This window comes from Pantoea sp. EABMAA-21 (assembly GCF_030053335.1).
Lineage (GTDB): Bacteria > Pseudomonadota > Gammaproteobacteria > Enterobacterales > Enterobacteriaceae > Pantoea > Pantoea communis.
Window position 1 is genome coordinate 198,261 of record NZ_JASGBX010000007.1, and the last position, 19,099, is coordinate 217,359.

General features: G+C 52.4%; 19 protein-coding genes. 13 read left to right on the top strand and 6 right to left on the bottom strand.

Annotation, left to right across the window (positions count from 1 at the left end; all coding sequences use genetic code 11):
- Nucleotides 1–2 precede the first annotated feature (2 nt).
- Together QMZ65_RS12880 and QMZ65_RS12885 are read right to left on the bottom strand one after the other, a co-directional pair.
- Entirely contained in the window at nucleotides 3–1,202 is a 1,200-nt protein-coding gene (locus QMZ65_RS12880) for an AAA family ATPase (protein ID WP_058960453.1), read from the bottom strand.
- A 2,177-nt stretch (nucleotides 1,203–3,379) separates the two neighbouring features.
- Nucleotides 3,380–4,309, bottom strand: coding sequence for a RepB family plasmid replication initiator protein (locus QMZ65_RS12885; protein WP_034822338.1), 930 nt, complete (start codon nucleotides 4,307–4,309; stop codon nucleotides 3,380–3,382).
- A 480-nt stretch (nucleotides 4,310–4,789) separates the two neighbouring features.
- Between QMZ65_RS12885 and QMZ65_RS12890 the strand changes: the two genes are divergently transcribed.
- From QMZ65_RS12890 to QMZ65_RS12905, 4 genes are all read left to right on the top strand, one after another.
- Nucleotides 4,790–6,166 (top strand): aldehyde dehydrogenase family protein, encoded by a 1,377-nt coding sequence (locus QMZ65_RS12890; protein ID WP_097117636.1) that lies wholly within the window; start codon nucleotides 4,790–4,792, stop codon nucleotides 6,164–6,166.
- Nucleotides 6,167–6,337: 171 nt separating this feature from the next.
- Nucleotides 6,338–7,612: a nucleoside permease gene (locus tag QMZ65_RS12895; protein WP_097117635.1), complete on the top strand. Its 1,275-nt coding sequence runs from the start codon at nucleotides 6,338–6,340 to the stop codon at nucleotides 7,610–7,612.
- 11 nt (nucleotides 7,613–7,623) lie between these two features.
- A complete protein-coding gene (locus QMZ65_RS12900; RefSeq protein WP_283216152.1) occupies nucleotides 7,624–8,652 on the top strand; it encodes an ADP-ribosylglycohydrolase family protein in 1,029 nt (342 codons plus the stop codon).
- Nucleotides 8,639–9,619: a PfkB family carbohydrate kinase gene (locus tag QMZ65_RS12905; protein ID WP_283216122.1), complete on the top strand. Its 981-nt coding sequence runs from the start codon at nucleotides 8,639–8,641 to the stop codon at nucleotides 9,617–9,619. The genes QMZ65_RS12900 and QMZ65_RS12905 overlap by 14 nt, the downstream gene beginning before the upstream one ends.
- Here QMZ65_RS12905 and QMZ65_RS12910 read toward each other — a convergent pair.
- Nucleotides 9,606–10,346, bottom strand: coding sequence for a GntR family transcriptional regulator (locus tag QMZ65_RS12910; RefSeq protein ID WP_283216123.1), 741 nt, complete (start codon nucleotides 10,344–10,346; stop codon nucleotides 9,606–9,608). The two genes, QMZ65_RS12905 and QMZ65_RS12910, sit on opposite strands and share 14 nt — an antisense overlap.
- Before the next feature lie 198 nt (nucleotides 10,347–10,544).
- Between QMZ65_RS12910 and QMZ65_RS12915 the strand changes: the two genes are divergently transcribed.
- Together QMZ65_RS12915 and QMZ65_RS12920 are read left to right on the top strand one after the other, a co-directional pair.
- Complete coding sequence (locus tag QMZ65_RS12915) at nucleotides 10,545–10,934, top strand: type II toxin-antitoxin system RelE/ParE family toxin (RefSeq protein WP_283216124.1); 390 nt, start codon at nucleotides 10,545–10,547, stop codon at nucleotides 10,932–10,934.
- Nucleotides 10,927–11,244: a helix-turn-helix domain-containing protein gene (locus tag QMZ65_RS12920; RefSeq protein WP_097117631.1), complete on the top strand. Its 318-nt coding sequence runs from the start codon at nucleotides 10,927–10,929 to the stop codon at nucleotides 11,242–11,244. Before QMZ65_RS12915 ends, QMZ65_RS12920 begins: the two co-directional genes overlap by 8 nt.
- Nucleotides 11,245–11,286: 42 nt before the next feature.
- Here QMZ65_RS12920 and QMZ65_RS12925 read toward each other — a convergent pair whose 3' ends face one another.
- Nucleotides 11,287–11,472 (bottom strand): tautomerase family protein, encoded by a 186-nt coding sequence (locus QMZ65_RS12925; protein ID WP_034822328.1) that lies wholly within the window; start codon nucleotides 11,470–11,472, stop codon nucleotides 11,287–11,289.
- A gap of 191 nt (nucleotides 11,473–11,663) precedes the next feature.
- Between QMZ65_RS12925 and QMZ65_RS12930 the strand changes: the two genes are divergently transcribed.
- Genes QMZ65_RS12930 through QMZ65_RS12945 form a run of 4 tightly spaced genes read left to right on the top strand, consistent with a single transcriptional unit; the run spans nucleotide 11,664 to nucleotide 16,301 of the window.
- Nucleotides 11,664–13,190, top strand: a complete 1,527-nt coding sequence (locus QMZ65_RS12930; RefSeq protein ID WP_283216125.1) for an ABC transporter substrate-binding protein — start codon at nucleotides 11,664–11,666, stop codon at nucleotides 13,188–13,190.
- The gene (locus QMZ65_RS12935; protein WP_283216126.1) at nucleotides 13,190–14,125 is read left to right on the top strand and encodes an ABC transporter permease; all 936 of its coding nucleotides are present in this window, start codon (nucleotides 13,190–13,192) and stop codon (nucleotides 14,123–14,125) included. Before QMZ65_RS12930 ends, QMZ65_RS12935 begins: the two co-directional genes overlap by 1 nt.
- Nucleotides 14,122–14,904 (top strand): ABC transporter permease, encoded by a 783-nt coding sequence (locus tag QMZ65_RS12940; RefSeq protein WP_283216127.1) that lies wholly within the window; start codon nucleotides 14,122–14,124, stop codon nucleotides 14,902–14,904. The genes QMZ65_RS12935 and QMZ65_RS12940 overlap by 4 nt, the downstream gene beginning before the upstream one ends.
- Complete coding sequence (locus tag QMZ65_RS12945; RefSeq protein ID WP_283216128.1) at nucleotides 14,901–16,301, top strand: ABC transporter ATP-binding protein; 1,401 nt, start codon at nucleotides 14,901–14,903, stop codon at nucleotides 16,299–16,301. The genes QMZ65_RS12940 and QMZ65_RS12945 overlap by 4 nt, the downstream gene beginning before the upstream one ends.
- Here QMZ65_RS12945 and QMZ65_RS12950 read toward each other — a convergent pair.
- Nucleotides 16,298–16,819 carry a GNAT family N-acetyltransferase gene (locus tag QMZ65_RS12950; protein WP_160834529.1) on the bottom strand — a complete coding sequence of 174 codons (522 nt, stop codon included), beginning with the start codon at nucleotides 16,817–16,819 and terminating at the stop codon, nucleotides 16,298–16,300. The two genes, QMZ65_RS12945 and QMZ65_RS12950, sit on opposite strands and share 4 nt — an antisense overlap.
- Before the next feature lie 88 nt (nucleotides 16,820–16,907).
- A complete protein-coding gene (locus tag QMZ65_RS12955; RefSeq protein WP_045831923.1) occupies nucleotides 16,908–17,456 on the bottom strand; it encodes a helix-turn-helix domain-containing protein in 549 nt (182 codons plus the stop codon).
- A gap of 102 nt (nucleotides 17,457–17,558) precedes the next feature.
- On the opposite strand from QMZ65_RS12955, the gene QMZ65_RS12960 reads away from it, so the two are divergent.
- The 3 genes from QMZ65_RS12960 to QMZ65_RS12970 all read left to right on the top strand — a co-directional run bounded on the left by QMZ65_RS12960 (nucleotide 17,559) and on the right by QMZ65_RS12970 (nucleotide 19,088).
- Nucleotides 17,559–18,233: an AzlC family ABC transporter permease gene (locus tag QMZ65_RS12960; RefSeq protein ID WP_097117625.1), complete on the top strand. Its 675-nt coding sequence runs from the start codon at nucleotides 17,559–17,561 to the stop codon at nucleotides 18,231–18,233.
- Nucleotides 18,223–18,543 carry an AzlD domain-containing protein gene (locus tag QMZ65_RS12965; protein WP_058960465.1) on the top strand — a complete coding sequence of 107 codons (321 nt, stop codon included), beginning with the start codon at nucleotides 18,223–18,225 and terminating at the stop codon, nucleotides 18,541–18,543. The genes QMZ65_RS12960 and QMZ65_RS12965 overlap by 11 nt, the downstream gene beginning before the upstream one ends.
- Nucleotides 18,544–18,617: 74 nt before the next feature.
- Complete coding sequence (locus QMZ65_RS12970) at nucleotides 18,618–19,088, top strand: GNAT family N-acetyltransferase (RefSeq protein ID WP_283216129.1); 471 nt, start codon at nucleotides 18,618–18,620, stop codon at nucleotides 19,086–19,088.
- The last annotated feature ends 11 nt before the right edge of the window (nucleotides 19,089–19,099 follow it).

The window sequence follows — 19,099 nt, forward strand, 5'->3', positions numbered from 1 at the left end:
TCTCAGTTCAGGCGAATAAATTCAATGCGATCAAATACGGCTTTAGCGAAATCTTCCGCTGCCGAACGCGCATTCTTTAAGGCTTCGGTGCTGCCCACATAGGTCGATGGGTTCGCAGAGATTACAGTATCAAACGACTCTCCACAGCGCTCAAAGCCGTCCAGGCGCGGTAAAGCAGCATCCAGCATGTCGCCGCCAAAGATCTCTTTCGCCAGGCTGTGACAAAGCTTGTGGTCCGCTTTATTCGATAGCTTGGACATAAAGCCGATGTTGCCTTGCAAGCGGCAGGATGCGCCTGATTCCTCAATGATGCCAATCAGTTCCGGCAGGCGCGTCAGATACTTCAACGTCGAGTGGAAATCAACTTGTGCTGGTGGAACTGGCGTCATCAGTAAATCAGATGCGGCGATGGCGTTCTTCAGGAAGGCATCCAGATGTGGGCCACTGTCGATGAAAATGAAGTCATAGTCTTTCTTCAGTTTTGCTACGACGTTGTCATACAGAACCGCATGCACATTCTGCGTAGGCAGATGCTCAGCACACAGTTCTTCCCAACGTGATGCAATGAAGGCGTCGTCAATGGAGGCCGGCAGTACGTCGACACCAGGAATAATCGATGGCACGATGAATTCATTAAGCAACTCTTCGCGGCCCACGTTTTGCAGCATCGCTTGCGCAGCTGTGGCTTCTACCAGTCCGACCGAACGCTCATGATTGAGGAACATGGTGGCAGAGGATTGCGGATCGAGGTCGATAACCAGAATGCGCAGATCTTCATACAACAGATGTGGATGCGCACGCAGCGCATGGGCCAGTGAGACCGTTGAGACGGTTTTCGATACGCCACCTTTGAGATTACCAACAAACAGCGTGAATGCCTCTGCGTGACGATCGCGATACTTTGGCACGCCGCGATGATGGTAGATATCAATGATGTTTTGGATGGACATTGCGTACTTGGTAGAGCTGCCCGCCGCGCGTTTATCGAATGGATAGCCGTTCTCTTCCATTTCATTAACGGCGTAATCAACGCTCGCACGCGTTAATTTAGGGAGTTTGGCTAACGCCGCTTTGGCGTAAACCTGATAAAAAGTGTTTTCCTGCAACTCTTCTTTCTGCGCCTGAATCTGTTCCGTCAGGCTCATTAGCATTTTTTCTGAACGTTGTGCGACTTTCAGAACTTGCTTCTCATCGTTAGCCATACTTGCTCCACACATGTAGGATTTATGACTTTATACCGAAATCCTGCACATGAGGCAAATCTATCTCATCTAATGCGAAACATTTAGCGCTGTGAAAATACCTTGAGTAAGAGCGTGTTAGTGCAAACATTCACTGTAATCAGCGGAGATGTTTTAATCAGAGCGGAATAATGGATGAAAGTGTGAGCAACGCCTCATTCGCGTATTTGCTCCAGCATTCACTGTAATCAGTAATTTGATTGTCCGTTGCACGAGAGTTGCGGGCAAGGTGATATGGCTGAAATCACAGCCTGCATTCACTATATTCGGCATAAGATTCACTGTAATCAGTAAACGTTCACTGTAAGTGGCAATAGGTTCACTGTAATCAGTAAACAACTGCGTTACGTTCACTGTAATCAGTGATATTGATTTTCACGATGAGCAGTTGAAAGCCAGGGCTCTCCATGACGAAATCGGCTGCAGGCGTTTTCGGTTAGTAGAGACAGCTTAGTCCTAATATAAACATTCACTATAATCAGTAGACTGCATGTGGGGAGCATTGATTTAATCCGAGTGTTCACTGTAATCAGTAATTAACAGCTCGTATGGCTAGCTGGCATTCACTGTAATCAGCAATTTGTCTAAGCCACATTCAGACGTTCACTGTAATCAGTAACCTAAATCGTTCTCTCAGCTTAGCGTTCACTATAATCAGCAGTTTTGTCTTAAATGGATTCGCCATAATCGGCGGAAAGGGTAGGGCGTACGTGAGAACGTTCACTGTAATCAGTAAAGGAGTCAGGAGTCAGGAGTCAGGAGTCAGGAGTCAGGAGTCAGGAGTCAGGAGTCAGGAGTCAGGAGTCAGGAGTCAGGGATGTGAATACGGGCTAAAATGACTGTCAACATTCACTGTAATCAGTAACCCAATTTGCGTTTTCAGTTGTGATTCGTGGTTCGCGAATGCGGGTTTGTTGTGAGTGAGTGAGTGAGTGAGTGAGTGAGTGAGTGAGTGAGTGAGTGAGTGAAGCTAAATCATCGGTGGCTTATGGCTGCCTGTACGTGAGTGAAAACGGGTAGATGCTCAGCGTTGAGCCATTGCAAGTGCGGGATAGCGGGTAAGCTATAACTGGCGGGTCCTGACCGGTTCACCATGCTCTACTGGCGATATTGAAGATAAGCAATGGCCAGAGAATGAACGACTGAAGAGGCATGCCCGGTGGGATATGACCGATGGCAAATGACCGATTAAAGAGAAGAGAGAAGAGAGAAGAGAGAAGAGAGAAGAGAGAAGAGCATTTTAGCTGCTCTTTCTGGTGAAGTGTCCGTTTTAACCGGTGGCTATTACATGCACCCATTGCCGGATCAACCAGAAACGGAATGTTTGTCTTTGAACTCCAACGTTCACTGTAATCAGCAAAACAGGTGAAGACCGTTTTTTCCTACCTCCCGAATCCCTGGTTGTAACATTCACTGTAATCAGTAATTGCTCCTCGCTGGCAAAGTTATTTACGTTCACTGTAATCAGTAAAGCGATCTTCTGTGGCCACAACGATCAGGTATAAAAATGTTTCGGAGGAGGGAAGGGCTGCAGAGCATTCACTGTAATCAGTGACAGCGTGACGCGCACGATTGAGGCCTTAAATCCATTCCCGACCGCACTGGCATAACGTTCACTGCAATCTGCAATAAAGGGAAAAATTCACTGTAATCAGTGAAGGTGACCAACCCTGTCACTTTTACTGTTTATTTGTACAGACAATAAGCTGATTACAATGAATGAATGCCAACAATTAAATATTACCTATAATATTCAAACACTTAAATTTAATCATTCACTATAATCTGTTTTCACTACATCACCACCATTCACTGTAATCAGCAACCAAATACGCTATGGCTGATGTTCACTGTAATCAGCAAACCCGCTGCAAAAGAGGGCGCTCGAGTGTTGAAAACCCACCTAGTAAGTACTCACTATCACAATTAAACCCAATGATTCGTCGATTTTGATAACTCTGCAGGAGGATGTAAGACTAACGTGTCGCTGAATACTGTTTACAGTGAACGTTACTGATTACAGTGAACGAATGAAGGGATGCTGATTACAGTGAACAGTGCGTAGAAGAAGTGTGTCACTTTTGGCGATTAAGTGACACACTCAAGGGCAGGGAGCTGATTACAGTGAACGTGAAAAATCAGTCTTCAAACTCAATATCATCGAGGGAATCAATGCTCTCAAGATTGCTGATACCGTCCAGCTTCGGCGTTCTGCTATGGATAATAAAGAACACAGAACGTCCACGCTTTACCTCTGAATAGTCGAGGTAACCAATCTCCTTAAGCTGCTCCATCGCGCGTCGAACCACGTGGTTTTGCGTGGTCGTCTTAGAGCCTAAGTTTAAACGCATGCGCAGACGCGCCAGCGATATCGGTGCAGGATTGGTTGGCAAACTTTCCAGGTAGGTATATAACGCCTGAGCCGATTCCTTACGTTTGAGGCGTGAGATGGCTCGCAGCTGCAGCAGGACTTTATGGTCAAAGTTATACAGCTCAAACAGTTTGGGATCGGCCTGAATGCGCACCAGATCCTTTTCACGATCGTAATACGCCGACTGCACAAGGTGGGTATGATACGCTTTGCCATTACCTTCAAAGGACAACGTATTGGTTGCGATGCGTCGTAAAGAGGCATCTAAACGCTTACGTAAGGCCGCTGAAGAGTTTGCCGATGGGATCCCGCACATTTTCACGAAATCAATAAACGGCAGCGTCACGGTGTCGCCCTTTGAGGGATAACGCGAAAAAGACTGAATGATGCCAGCCCAGGTTTTGAAATCATTATCCATGTCCAGCCTTGCGCCAGTAATGGTAATCTTTTCATAGCCTTCCGCTTTAACTAACGAAAGGTTCTTGAGCTCTTTGGTGGCGTCCGTTGAAGCCATCGCGCCCGATTTCCCACGCGCAGTAGACTTTAGTGTCGGAACGAACAGACCCAGGCGCATCAACGCGACCGGTTGTACGGTGTTATTTTTATTAGGATGAAGCTGGATAACCTCACCGCTGTTTTTTGTCACCGACAGAAAAGGTTCTAGTAACGCTTTGTTTTCACTCTCTTTATCTGCCATAGCCTGAGATCTTCATTCTGTGGATGAAAAGGATCGATTTCTGATTACAGTGAACATTAACACTGTTTATAGTGAACATTCTACAGTCTATAGTGAATATTATGCTGATTGTAGTGAACGTTTTTCTGATTATAGTGAACGCGATCACCTTCTCAGGCCTTGTGGGGTGCGGCTTGCAGCGATCGGGGATCTCTTAGGATCTCTTTAAGATCTCTCTATGATCTTTCTTTAAGATCTATTCACTGTATAACTGCATAACCCTATGAAGAATCAGCTTCTAACATCAAAAACTGTCAGAATATGCAGGTCAGTAAGATTGATCCCACCAATGGCGAAAAAACATTAATTCTCTGTGAAGAAGATCCGCTTCTTTCATCAGAAGAGAACAACTTCCTCATTATTATTCATTTTTCATCAATCTTCACCGAGCGTAAGGTGAAACTCATATTCATCCCCTACAACTCATGACGAAGGCATCTTATGACTGACAACGTTATTTCACGTAACCCTACCACTGGCGAAATCATCGCATCATATCCATTGCAGAATGCCGCTGAACTCGAAGCTGCGTTGCAGACCAGCGCGGATGCTTTTGCACAATGGCGAGCCACCAGCATGGCACAGCGTGTCATCGTGTTACGCCAGTTAGCAGAACAGATCCGCCAGCGTCAGGATCAACTCGCTACCATGGCAACCCTGGAGATGGGTAAACCCATTGCACAGGCTCGTGCTGAAGTCCTCAAATGTGCAAATCTCTGCGACTGGTATGCAGAACAGGGCCCAGCGATGCTGGCTGACAAGCCTACGCTGGTAGAAAATCAGCAAGCCTGGCAATCGTTTCGTCCATTAGGCGTGATTCTTGCGGTAATGCCGTGGAACTTTCCTTACTGGCAGGTGCTGCGCGGTGCAGTCAGCATGTTGCTGGCAGGCAACACGTATGTGCTCAAACACGCGCCAAGCGTAATGGGTGCAGCCAATCTGATGACAGAACTGTTTGACGCGACAGATCTGCCAAAAGGTGGCTTCACCGTGATTAACGTGGATAACGATGGCGTTTCGGCTGCAATTAAAGATCCGCGTATTGCGGCAGTTGCGGTGACAGGAAGTGTGCGGGCGGGCGGTGCTATTGCAGCACAAGCCGGTGCCGTATTGAAGAAAACGGTACTGGAGCTGGGTGGTGCAGATCCGTTTATCGTACTTGCCGATGCGGATCTGGATGCGGCAGTGGCTTCTGCGGTCACAGGACGCTACCAGAACACCGGACAGGTGTGCATGGCAGCCAAACGGTTCATCATTGAGGAAAGTGTTGCAGAAGCGTTTGAGGCGCGTTTTAGCGCGGCTGTGCAGGCATTGAAAATTGGCGATCCGCTGAATGAAGAAACTTATATCGGACCGATGGCGCGTTATGATCTGCGTGATGAGTTAGACCAGCAGGTACAGCAGACCCTGAAACAAGGTGCGCGCCTGGTTATCGGTGGTCATAAGATCGATGGCGTTGGCAACTACTACGCACCAACGATCCTTGCTGATGTGACACCCGACATGATCGCCTTCCAGCAGGAGATCTTTGGCCCCGTGGCAGCGATTACCGTGGCACGCAATGCACAGCATGCTTTAGAGCTGGCGAATAACAGCGAATTTGGTTTGAGCGCTACCGTGTGGAGCGGTAATGAAGCGATAGCCAATGAGCTGGCAGAGAAACTGGAAACCGGCGCCGTGTTCATCAATGGCAACGGTGCTTCCGATCCCCGCGTGGCGATTGGTGGTGTGAAGAAGAGCGGCTATGGTCGTGAACTTTCCAGTTTTGGCGTTCACGAATTCTGTAATATCCAGACCGTCTGGAAAAACCGTCGTTAAGACTTTCAGGGCGTGCACTGCACGCCCTTATTCCTCGCTCTATCTCCTGCCTTACTGTTAATCCTCGGTTAAAATTGTTGTGGAGTAGCTCAAAGAATCCGCTAATGGTATTACAAAGGTATTGTTGTTGGTGTTAGATTGGCCTCACCTACACCGGGGAGTCCTATTTTAATGAAAACAACAATCCCAAAATTATCCTTCATGATGTTTCTCGAGTGGTTTATCTGGGGGGCATGGTTTGTGCCGCTCTGGGCTTTCCTCAGCAAAAACGGCTTTTCGCCGGTTGAGATTGCCTGGTGCTATGCCTGTACTTCGATTGCCGCTATCCTGTCGCCGATCCTCGTTGGATCGTTGGCAGACCGCTTCTTCCAGGCACAGAAAGTGTTGTCGCTGCTGATGATCGTCGGTTCCATTCTGATGTATTTCGCGGCCCAGCAGACGCACTTCAGTGGTTTCTTCCCACTGCTGCTGTTGTATGCGCTCACTTACATGCCGACCATTGCGCTGACTAACAGTATTGCTTTCTCGCATGTCAAAGATGTCGAACGCGATTATCCACGCGTGCGGGTCATGGGCACTTTAGGCTGGATTGCGTCAGGCATTGCCTGTGGTTTCCTGCCGCCGCTGATGGGCTATGGCGACATTTCAGCCAGTAATGTGCCGCTGCTGATCACTGCTGCCAGTTCACTGGTGTTGGGGATCTTTTCGCTGATGCTGCCGGCAACCGAGCCGAAAAGCACCGGCAAATTCAGCCTGCGTGTGGCACTGGGTCTGGATGCGCTGCATCTCCTGAAAGATCGCAGTTTCCTTGTGTTCTTCGTCTGCTCATTCCTGTTCAGCATGCCGCTGGCTTTTTACTACATCTTTGCCGAAGGCTACCTGACGGAGGTGGGCCTGCCGCACGCCACCGGTTGGATGACGCTGGGTCAGGTATCGGAGATCTTCTTCCTGCTGGCACTGCCGTTCTTTATCAAGCGCTTTGGCATTGGCAAAGTGTTGCTGCTTGGCTTAACCACCGCAGCGCTGCGCTACATATTCTTCGTGTTCGGCGGCGATCAAAATGCCCTGACGATTGGCCTGTTGTTTATGGGCATCCTGCTGCACGGCGTCAGCTATGACTTCTACTTCATCACGGCTTACATCTACGTTGATAAAAAAGCACCGGTCGCGATGCGCAACGCAGCACAGGGCCTGATCACGCTCGCATGCCAGGGGATTGGCAGCTTGCTGGGCTATCGTCTCGGCGGATATTTGATGCAAGAGATGTTCGCTTACGACCAGCCTCGCAATGGCCAAACGTTCAACTGGGCGGGCATGTGGATGTTTGGCAGCGTGATGATCATCATTATCACCATCGCCTTCATCGTGCTGTTCCGCGATGGCAAAAAACGCAGTGAAGAATTAACTGCTTTCGAGCAATCAGCCACCGCTGATAGCCATAAATAAGAGATGTAATGATGACAATGACACTCCAGGAAAAACGGATTTTGGGCGCTTTCTATGGTCAGGCGCTGGGCGATGCGATGGGCATGCCATCGGAATTGTGGCCGCGCAGTCGCGTTAAGCAGCATTTTGGCTGGATTGATGGTTTTCTGCCGGGGCCTGCTGAAAACAATGCCGCCTGTTATTTTGGCCGCGCGGCATTTACTGACGACACTTCGATGGCGCTGGCTTTGGCAGATGCGATAGTCACGCATGATGGCGATATCAACGCGGAGACCATTGGTGCCAATATCCTGCACTGGGCAGAGGAGTTTGATGCCTTCAACAAAAACGTATTGGGACCCACATCCAAAATAGCCCTGAATGCACTGAAAACGGGAACGCCAGTGGCGCAGCTGGAGAACAACGGCATGACCAATGGCGCGGCGATGCGCGTTTCACCGCTTGGTTGTCTGTTGCCAGCCAAAGATCTGGATGCCTTTATTGACGCTGTCGCACTGGCATCCAGTCCTACGCATAAATCTGATGTCGCCATCGCGGGGGCAACGGTGATTGCCTGGGCAGTGTCACGTGCCATTGACGGCGCAAGCTGGGTATACATCCGCGATGAGCTGCCTGCGATTGCGCGCGCTGCGCAGGAAAAACGCGTCACGACCTTTAGCGCGTCCATGGCCGCGCGTGTTGAGCTGGCGTTGAGCGTTGTGGCGCAGGGCAGAGGTGTGGAGTCAACGATGCAGCAGATTTATGATTTGGTGGGGACCGGGACGGCCACTATCGAATCGGTTCCAGCTGCTATTGCAATGGTTGAACTGGCCAACACCGATCCGAATCGCTGCGCTATTCTTTGTGCCAATCTGGGGGGCGATACCGATACCATCGGCGCGATGGCGGTGGCCATTTGCGGAGCGCTACATGGCATTGATGGGATTGATTCACAGCTAAAAGCCGAACTGGATGCTGCCAACGCGCTGGATTTCACTCGCTATAGCAACGCATTCATGCGTTTCCGTCAGCAGCGTGAGGCCGTTTATGCTGACGCCTGATGACCTGAACCGGCTGGAAGGACGTCTGCCGGTGTGCGTGATTGGTGCCGCTGTGGTGGACGTGATTGCCGATGCCTATTCGTTACCGCATCGGGGAAGTGATATTGAACTCCACCAGCAGGGCGTCAACGTGGGCGGTTGTGCGTTGAATGTAGCGATCGCGTTGCATCGGTTGGGCATTCCATCCATCAACGCGCTGCCGCTGGGTAACGGCATTTGGGCCAGTATTGTGCGGCAGAAGCTGATGGAATATGGCCTTCAAAGCGTGCTGGAAACCAGTAAAGGAGACAATGGCTGGTGTCTGGCACTGGTGGAGCCGGATGGTGAGCGCACGTTTCTGTCGGTTAGCGGTGTCGAAAATCTGTGGGATGCTGAACTGCTGCGCACATTGCCACAACCCCCACACCGTTGGATCTACCTGTCTGGCTATCAACTGACCAGCAAAAGCGGCGATGTGCTGATCGACTGGCTCGAACACCAGGCGCATAACTATCAATTGCTGGTGGATTTCGGTCCGCGTTTGGCTGACATTGGTGAGTGTCAATTTGCCCGTATTATGGCGCTAAAACCACTGATTACAGTGAACAGACAGGAAGCAGAGTTACTGTGGCTGGAGCGTTTGAACCAGCATCAAGCCTTTGATGCCCGTCAGTTAATGGCTCAATGGCAACAACACTTTGGCGCTGCGTTGGTGGTGCGTCTAGACAGTGATGGCGCAGGTTATATCGATGCGGAATCGCAGGGTTGGATCCCTGCTCTGGCAACGCAAGTAGTCGATACGATTGGCGCCGGTGACAGCCATGCGGGGGGAGTGTTAGCCGGGCTCGCGTCAGGTTGGTCGCTGGCGGAAAGTGTGGCATTGGGTAATGCCGTGGCGTCTTATGTGGTGTCACAACGCGGTGGTGATTGTGCACCCGATCGCGCCACGCTGCAGAGCTATTGGCAGCAAAGACTTACTCAGCAATAAACACGTACATGTCGCTGCGGCAGTAGCTGATGCTGTACTCCAGAGGATTGCCTTGCGCGTCAAGTGCCAGCTGTTTAATCACTAACACAGGGACATTGGCGGGCAGGGCAATCTGCTGCTGGAGCGCTTCATCAGGCATGCGGGCACTCACTCTGCTTTGGGACTTAACAGGCAAAATCTGTTGCTTGTTAAAGTAATCATACAAAGAAATTCCAATGTCATCGGCATCTGCAATAAAGCGTGCCGGCACCCAGGATTCTTCAACTGACACCGCTTGCTGATCGACATAACGAATACGCTTCAGCAAGTAGACTTCGCTACCTTGGCTTAATCCCAGTTTTTCACCGATTTCCGCGCTGCACTGAATTTTGCTCTTGTTAATCCACACCGTATCAGGCTTTTTACCGCGTAAAACCGCCTGCTGCGACAAACCTTTGGGCTCTTTCAACGAATACTCAAACTGGCTGCAAATCTGTGTGCCGTAACCGCGCGAACGAAACACCACCCCCTCTTTTTCCAGCTCATCCATCGCTTTACGCACCGTAATACGCGAGATGCTGAGCGACTGGCTGAATTCTCGCTCACCGGGCAGGATCTCTTCATGCACCAGGATGCCATCACGCACCGCCTCTTTGATGGCGGCGGCAAAGCGCTTGTACAACGGCGTACGGCTCTCTTCAGCCAGTGTGGTGGTAAGCCGCGAAAACAGCGGATTCTGTTCAGTCATAGCGGGCTGAGCACTCAATTGGGTTAGCCAGGGGTGAGATATGATACTGAATTTTCACCGTTCGCGTAGCGACTTTAACCACATGTTATTGCGGTTATTAGCGCTTAGATTCAACCAATCCTTTCGCTTGTAATTTGACCTAACCCGTAACGAAGACTATAGTCACGCTTACGGATATTTTAAGGCAAGGAGGGGTAAATGGGCATTTACCTGACGCCAGAATTTCAGGAAGAGAGATTTAATGCACGCATCAATGATAAAATTTTGTGTAAAGCTGCAAAGTCGATTTTTGCGGGATTACATGGAGACCCATTAGGACGTTACACGTTCAAAAAACGACTCGGGTTGCCTGGTGTGGGGGCATCTGACGGCGCGCGTAGCATTGTTTTCTTCAATTATGGCAACAACATTTATTTCTTTGATATGTACTTGAAAAGTCAGCTATCAAAGAAGAAAGGCAAAGAACTTGAAGATGATGAAATTGATGCTTATTGCCGTATCGCTCGGGATTTTATTGCGATGTCAGATGAGAAGGTCCGGGAGTTGATTAAGTTAAAAGAACTAATCGAGGTAACTTGTGATGACTGAACGTTTAAAGAAAATCCACGATATGGCGCAGCGCTATAACCAATTGGGCGTTGTTCAGGGCGAGACGGTTGCGGAAATCAGTGCGGCGATCGAAGCTCGTAATATCCCTCCAGTACGCGCTATGTCTGGGATTGAGATTAAAGCGGTACGCTTAAGATGGAAGATGTCGCAGGCGGCGCTGGCAATGACTACAGGCATGTCAGTTGAGAGTGTTTCAAAGTGGGAACGTAACGAGAGTAAACCCAATAAAGCGGCTTTGCGTATCCTCAACACCATTGAAGACAAAGGCCCAGCGGTTTTCATTCTATAAAACATAAAAGCCCTGTTGGGCTTTTATGCATCAAATAACCTATCACCGCTCATCAAACGGCACGCCGCCTTTAGATTTATGATGCTTAGGCGTTTCAATGATTGAGACCGTCACCGAATTGGCATCAATCTCAAACGAGTCCGCGACTGCGGCAGTCACCGCTTTCAGCAACTTCTTCTTCTGCTCAACCGTGCGGCCTTCCGCAGCATAGACAACGATTTCTGGCATTTCCGTTTCTCCTTGAGGGTTCAGATTCGGTTTCAGCATAACCCAGTCATGCCCGAGCATGCAGTGTCAATTTGTCATAAACACCCGCGCAAACCGTTTATCCCCGCAGGCGATCTGTGTTTAAATGTGTATTGTTATGTTATAACATAATTTCTCTGGGATTTTTGTAGCGGTATTTTTCGGAAACCATAATGAAATCAATGAAAAAATTGCTGATCGCCACGGCGCTCGGCCTGGCTTCGTGCGCCTCATTCGCGGCGCAGCATCAGGAAAACACGGTGCGCATTGCCGCTCCGTTTGAAATTAAAGGTGCCGATCCGGCGCTTTCCGGTGACATCCTTCTGCGCATGGATGTGGTGGAAACGCTGGTGGAAGTGAACCAACGCGGTGAATCGATCCCGGCTTTGGCGAAGAGTTGGCAGGTCTCGGAAAACGGTTTGCGCTGGCAATTACAGCTGCGCGATAACGTGCATTTCCATGATGGTTCGCCACTGGATGCGGCAGCGGTAGTGAAATCACTCAATACTGCGCGGAGTAAAGCGGGATTACTGGATAAAACACCGATCACTGAGATCAGCGGAGAAGGGCAGGTGGTGACCATCACGCTGCGCGAGCCTTTCACACCTCTGCTTTCCGTCCTGGCAGAAAGTCGCTCGCAAATTCTGGCGTTATCCAGCTGGGATGCACAGGGCAATATCACTCGCATCATCGGCTCCGGGCCGTTTATGCTAACTGCATTTCAACCGCCGCAGTCGTTAGCGGTGAAACGTTTTGAAGGGTACTGGGGAGAAAAACCGCACATTACCACAGCCAGCTATCTCTCTTCTGGCCGGGCAGAGACCCGCGCGCTATTAGCAGAAAGCGGTGATGCGGATTATGTGTTCAATCTGGATGCCGCCAGCCGTCAGCGTCTGGCACGCAAACCTGCGCTGCAACTTCCCGCAATCCCCGTGCCGCGCACGCTTATGCTGAAGCTCAATCTGGGCGATCCGCTGTTAGCGGAACAGCCGGTGCGTGAAGCGATCAGCATGGCCATTGATCGTAATGCGTTAGCGATGGCGGTGTTGCGCTATCCGGGTGCTGCCAGCCAGTTGTTCCCGCCGAACATGGGCGAGTGGCACAACGCGGCGCTGCCTCCACTCTCCTATCAGCCCGATTCGGCGGTCACGCTGTTGCAGAAAGCCGGCTGGCAACCGGGATCAGATGGTGTGCTGACCCGCAACGGCCAGCGATTCAGCCTGACGCTGCTGACCTTCCCGGATCGCCCTGAACTGCCGTTGATGGCGATGGTTATCCAGCAGCAACTGCGCAAAATCGGTATTGAAGTGAAGATCAACTCAACCAATGCCAGCGAAATTCCTGCCCAGCACCACAGCGGGAAACTGCAACTGGCTCTGTTCTCACGCAACTTTGCACTCACGCCCGATCCAACCGGCACCTTATTGCAGGATTATGCCGAGAAAGGTGGCGACTGGGGGGCGATGAACTGGCATCCGACAGGATTCAGTGGCGCATTGCATACCCTGACGCAATCCACCGATGCCTCCGCGCGTGCCAAAGCTCGAACACTCATCACTTCGGCACTGCAACAGGATCTCCCGGGGATTCCAATCGCCTGGTATCAACAATCAGCAGCGATCAACAGTCAGTTGCAAAACGTCGCGCTCGATCCGTTTGAGCGTCACTTTGGCCTGCGCCAACTGCGTTGGGAGCCGTGATGATCAAACAACTTTGCTGGCGGCTGATGCAGGCATTTTTTGTCGTGCTCTCGGTGGGATTACTCACCTGGTTTTTGGTCCGGTCGCTGCCGGGCGATATGGCGTGGCGCATTGCCAGCGGTCGTTACGGCTATGATCGGGTTGATGCGGATGCCGTCGCGCGCGTGCAGCAGGAGTTAAGTGGCGCAGCCGATCAAGGCAGCGCCTTACTGCACTGGCTATTCGATCTGCTGCAATTCAACTTTGGTCGCTCGCTGGTTTCCGGCGAACCGGTGATGGATGAACTGCGTTGGCAACTGAGTCAGACGCTGGCGTTAGCTGGTGTTTCATTGCTACTGGCAATCATTATCACGCTGCCGTTGGGTATCTGGGCCGGTTGCCATGCCAATGGCAAATTGGATCGGCTGCTGTTTTGGCTGACATCGATGCTTAAGTCTGTGCCGCATTTTGCACTGGGTATGCTGCTGATCGTGCTGTTCGCGCTGCAACTTGACTGGCTGCCGAGTGCGGGACACGGTGAGCTGCGTCATTTCCTGTTACCGGCGATGACGCTGGCCTTGTCGCTAAGCGCGGTGGGCGTGCGCGTGGTGCGTGAAGCCACCTTGCAGGTGGTGAACGCAGGCTATTTCCAATGGGGGGCGCAAAAAGGGTTGGCGCCCGCCACCTTGCTGCGTCGTCATGGTTTACGCAATCTGGGAACACCGGTACTCACCTGGTTCGGCATGCAGTTTGTCTGGCTGGTGGAAGGCGTGGTGGTAGTGGAAACGTTGTTTGCCTGGCCGGGCATTGGGCATGCGTTGGTTCATGCCATTTTCGCCCGCGATGTGCCAGTAATTCAGGCCAGTGCCATGACGCTCGGCCTGCTGTTTGTTCTGCTGAATATGCTGGTAGATGCAGGTTGTCATCTGCTTGATCCGCGAGGGACGCGCCCATGAAATTAACTTCACGTCATGTCGGTTTACTGCTGCTGGCTCTGCTACTGAGCTACGCCTTTTTACTGCCTCTGTTTCATCATGGTGATCCTCTGCAACAAGAACTGCTCAACATGTTGCAGCCGCCCAGCCAGGCCAATCTGTTAGGTTTTGATCACCTGGGACGTGACATGCTGCCGCGCCTGAGTGCGGCGCTGCGCCTGTCACTGGGTCTGGCTGCACTGTGTGTGATCAGTGCGATGCTGGTCGGTGTGCTGGCTGGCGTACTCAGCGCGCTTTATGGTGGAGTGCTCGACCGTGTGGTCAGCATGCTGGGGGATATGTGCCTCGCGCTGCCCGGCTTGCTGCTGGTGCTGTTACTGGCGGCGATTGCCCCGGACTCACCGGAGATGCTGTGGTTAGGCATTTCGTTGGTGCTGTGGGTGGAATTCTTCCGTGTGACACGCGCCACCTTACGTCCGATTGTGCATTCGCCGGGTATGCAGGCGTCGAAACTGCTGGGTTTTAACGCGATCTACCGCTTTCACCGTCACCTTTGGCCGGCACTCGCACCTGTTTTGCTTACCGTTGCACTGTTCTCGTTTAGCAGCGCCATCATGGCCGTGTCGGCACTGGGATTTATCAGCGTCGGTGTCCGTCCACCGACACCGGAATTGGGCTTGATGATGACCGAACTGCTGCCCTTTGCCTGGGAAGCGCCCTGGTTGCTGCTACAGCCTGTGGTCGCACTGTTTTTATTGCTGATTAGCCTTAACCTGATGATGAAAAAGGAGCGTCCATGAAAGGATTACAGGCCATCGGCATAACCATCGCAACAGCAGAAGCCACGCTGGTGGAGCCGGTTGATTTCCACCTGCAACCTGGCCAACCGCTCACTTTATTGGGTGAGACTGGCTCCGGAAAAAGCCTGTTGGCGCAGGCGGTAATGGGAATTTTGCCGGAGACACTTCAGGCCAGCGGAACCCTGATCATCAACGGTCAACGCTATCAGTTACCGCAGGATCGTGATGCGTTACGCAGCTTGTGGGGAAGGACTATGGCCTCGCTGCCACAAGAACCCTGGCTGGCGCTCGATCCCACCATGGCGGTTCAGCAGCAGGTCGCGGAAGGCTATCGCTATATTCGAGGGCATTCCGCGCCGCGAAGCGTGGCGGCTGCGCAGGATGACCTTGCGCAACTGGGCTTACAGGCAGCGGCACAAAAATTCCCGTGGCAACTGTCCGGTGGCATGGCGCAGCGTGCGGCATTTGCGGCGGCGCGCGCGGGCGGTGCGGAGATTTTGATAGCAGATGAACCGACTAAGGGTTTGGATGTGTCCCGACGCGATGACGTTGCTACTTTGCTGGGTCGTGAAGTGGCGGAAGGTGGGACTTTAATGACCATCACGCACGATATTGCGCTGGCGCGTCAGTTGGGCGGAGACGTTGTCGTCATGCATAAGGGCAAAGTGATTGAGCAAGGCGCAGCGCAGCAAGTGTTATACGCCCCGCAGCAGGGTTATACGCGCGAATTACTGGCTGCCGATCCCGCTGCCTGGCCGCAACGGCAAAGCACGGTAATCCGCAGCAAACCCGTAGTGAGCGCGCTGGGGGTAAAGCTGCAGCGCGGCGGAAATACGTTGGGCGTGCCAGAAAATTTCACCCTGCATGCTGGGGAAATTGTCGGCTTACATGGCGCCAGCGGCAGTGGAAAGAGCAGCTTTGGCGACGTATTGCTGGGATTACTCGCGCCACAGCAGGGCAGCATTACACGTCACGTCGCGGCGAGCGCGCTGAAGTATCAGAAGATCTATCAGGATCCCTCGGCATTGTTTCCCCCCACGCGCACACTGTCACAAAGCCTGGAGGAGGTGCTGCGTCGTCATCGCATTGAACGGTCAAAACGCGACTCGCTAATGGAGCAATTAGCGTTAGATCCTTCATTACTCACGCGCTGCCCGGATTCGCTCTCGGGCGGCGAGTTACAGCGCTTCTCTCTGTTACGCGTCATGCTGCTTGAGCCGGTTTTCCTGTTCGCCGATGAGCCGACATCGCGGCTCGATCCGCTGGTACAGCAGCAAACTCTGCAGCTGATAACGCAGATGGCGCGTCAGCTGCAGTGCGGCGTGCTGCTGGTGAGCCACGATCGCGAACTTCTGGAGAAGGGGACAGATCGCGTGATTGCGATGCAGGCGGCTTAACGTTCTGGCGGCTGGCTATCACCGACACCCAGTGAGCGCTGCATCACGACGGTGTCGAGCCAGCGGCCATGTTTGAATCCCACCGATTTCATCACACCGGTGTGCTCGAAGCCGAGCGCCCGGTGTAATCCCAGCGAACCCTGATTGGCGCTATCTCCCACGATGGCGATGATCTGGCGAAAGCCTGCTGCTTCTGCCAGCGCAATCGCTTTTTGCAATAACGCTCGCCCGACGCCACGCCCGGTCTGTTCATGATCGAGATAAATCGAATCTTCCAGCGTGAAGCGATAGGCATAGCGCGGTCGATAAGGTGCCAGATAACAATAACCCAATACCTGTTCATCCTCTTGCGCCACCAGCCAAAAGCCACCGCGCTGCTGCACATCTTTGACGCGGTTGAGCATTTCGCTTTCGCTGGGCGGTTCGGTTTCGAAGGTGGCGGTACCGTGAAGGACGTGCCACGCATAGATTTTCTGAATGGCAGCGGCGTGATGGGGTCGGGCGGGAATAATATCCATATGTTCCTGATAATCTGCTAGCGAAAAACACAGGATGCCACCGTGTCACGCGCCAATCATCGGGTTTGAACATAGGAAATTATTATGACTAATTTTGCTCCGACAGCTGCACCGCCATGGTATTCGCTTCCAGCGCTTCGAAGATGTGCGGTTCGTCGGCGGGGTAGCAGATGTAGTCACCTGGATGAAGTTCGACCGGGGCATCGGTAGGCCCAACCAGGGCGCGACCCTGCGCAATAATGATGTGTTCAACCGAACCGGGCGGATGCGGATGAGAGGCGCGCGGTGCACCCGGCTGGCTGGTGATTAGATATAAATCACGACGACCGCCCGGCGGACAGCTGGCCAGTAGCGCGGCCTGGTAATCCGCAAGTTCAGCCGACACCATCATGCCCTCACCACGACGGATCACCTGCAAACGCTTCACTTCCGGCTCCATCAGGCGGGCAAACGGAATATTGAGCGCCACACACAGTGACCATAACGTCTCAATGCTGGGATTGCCGTTGCCCGCTTCCAGTTGTGAAAGCGTGGATTTCGCAATGCCAGCGCGGCGGGCGACTTCGGTTAACGAGAGCCCGGCACGCTGGCGTTCGCGCACTAATCCAGCAGAGATAAGATCGATCGGTGGTGTCACAATTACTCCTGTTCTTTATATCGAACGTTTTGTTCATCTTGTAAAACAATTCAGGCGCGTTCATTATAACGACTTTCCTGTTCGATATGAGATCAAATTGTGATGCGTCTGGGTGCAGTTCCGCTTGATCGCGGCGTATTAAAAGCGATTTTCCTGGTTTGTCTGGCCGACGGTATTGTCGGGCTCTCTTACGGTTCGCTGGCGGCAGCGGATGGTTTTCCACTGTGGGTGCCCATCGCGCTTTCGACGATGGTGCTGGCAGGCGCATCCGAGTTTCTGTTCATCGGCATTGTGGCCGGCGGTGGCAGCCCATTAACAGCAGCGGCGGCGGGTTTGCTGGTCAACGCGCGCCATTTACCGTTTGGTATCGCGGTGAAAGATCTGGTCGGGCAGGGCGGACGTAGTTTGCTGGGTTGCCATATCATGAATGACGAAAGCGTGGTGTTTGGCATTTCGCAAAAGACGCTTTCCCAGCGACGCGCCGCATACTGGGTATGTGGTTTAGGCATTTTTGCTATCTGGCCACTTAGCGTGGTGTGCGGCGCATTTATCGGGCGCTTCATTCCTGATGTTTCGGCGATTGGTCTCGATGCGGTTTTCCCTGCCATCTTGATCGCGCTGATATTTCCCGCTTTGCGTCAACGTCGCACGCGGATTCCGGCCACGCTCGGTACGGCATTGTCAGTACTCGCCACGCCGTTTGTTCCAGCGGGAATGCCGGTATTGTTTTCATTGTTGGGCTTATTGAGCTGGCGGGAGCGCAAAAATGCACAATAACTTCGTGATTGCCGGGATCGCGCTGCTGGCCGTCGGTACGTATGTGATGCGCTTCGCGGGTTACCGACTGGGAAGTCGTATGCCGATGTCGGAATCGGTGCGCAATATGCTCTCGGATGCTGCTACGGTGCTGTTGCTGGCGGTTGCCGTCACCACCGCACTATTTGAAGGCAGCCACTTCGCAGGTGTCGCGCGGATAGCGGGCGTGTTGTTTGCCGTGTTTCTCGCCTGGCGCCGTACGCCGTTGATTTTAGTGATTGTAGGCGCGGCTGTGATGACGGCATTGCTGCGTTATTTTGGGGTGCCTTAAGCCAAAAAGAACAAACTTGCGGCAAGGGTTTTGCTACTGTGGGATTTCCGTATTCATCGCACAGAGAAGAATCCATGACACCGCGCTTAGCGCTTCCACATGAAGCCGCCGACTTGTGGCGTATTCGCAATCTCGCGATTCGCGATGGCTGCCAGTCAGTTTATCCGCCTGAAGTGATTGCCGCATGGACGCCTGACGCGTTGCCGTCAGGTTACTTTGAGGCGATTAAGGGCAATCCTTTCTACGTGATCGACGATCCTGAGTTGGGCGCTGCCGCTACGGGCTTTCTCGATCTCAAAAGCGGCAGTGTGGAAGCGATATTTACCCTGCCAGCGTGTAACGGCAAAGGCTATGCCAGCGCCATTATGAACGCGATTATCGCGGAAGCCCGCCAGCGCGGTTTTCGGCAGTTGACCCTGGCCGCAACACCCAATGCCAGCGGTTTCTATCTGCGCCATGGCTTTAGCAACGTGCGTGAAGCCTTGTATCCTTCCGCTCTGGCCAAAGCCGATCTCCCCTGCGTCGAAATGATACTGACACTATGATTGAGTAAGTG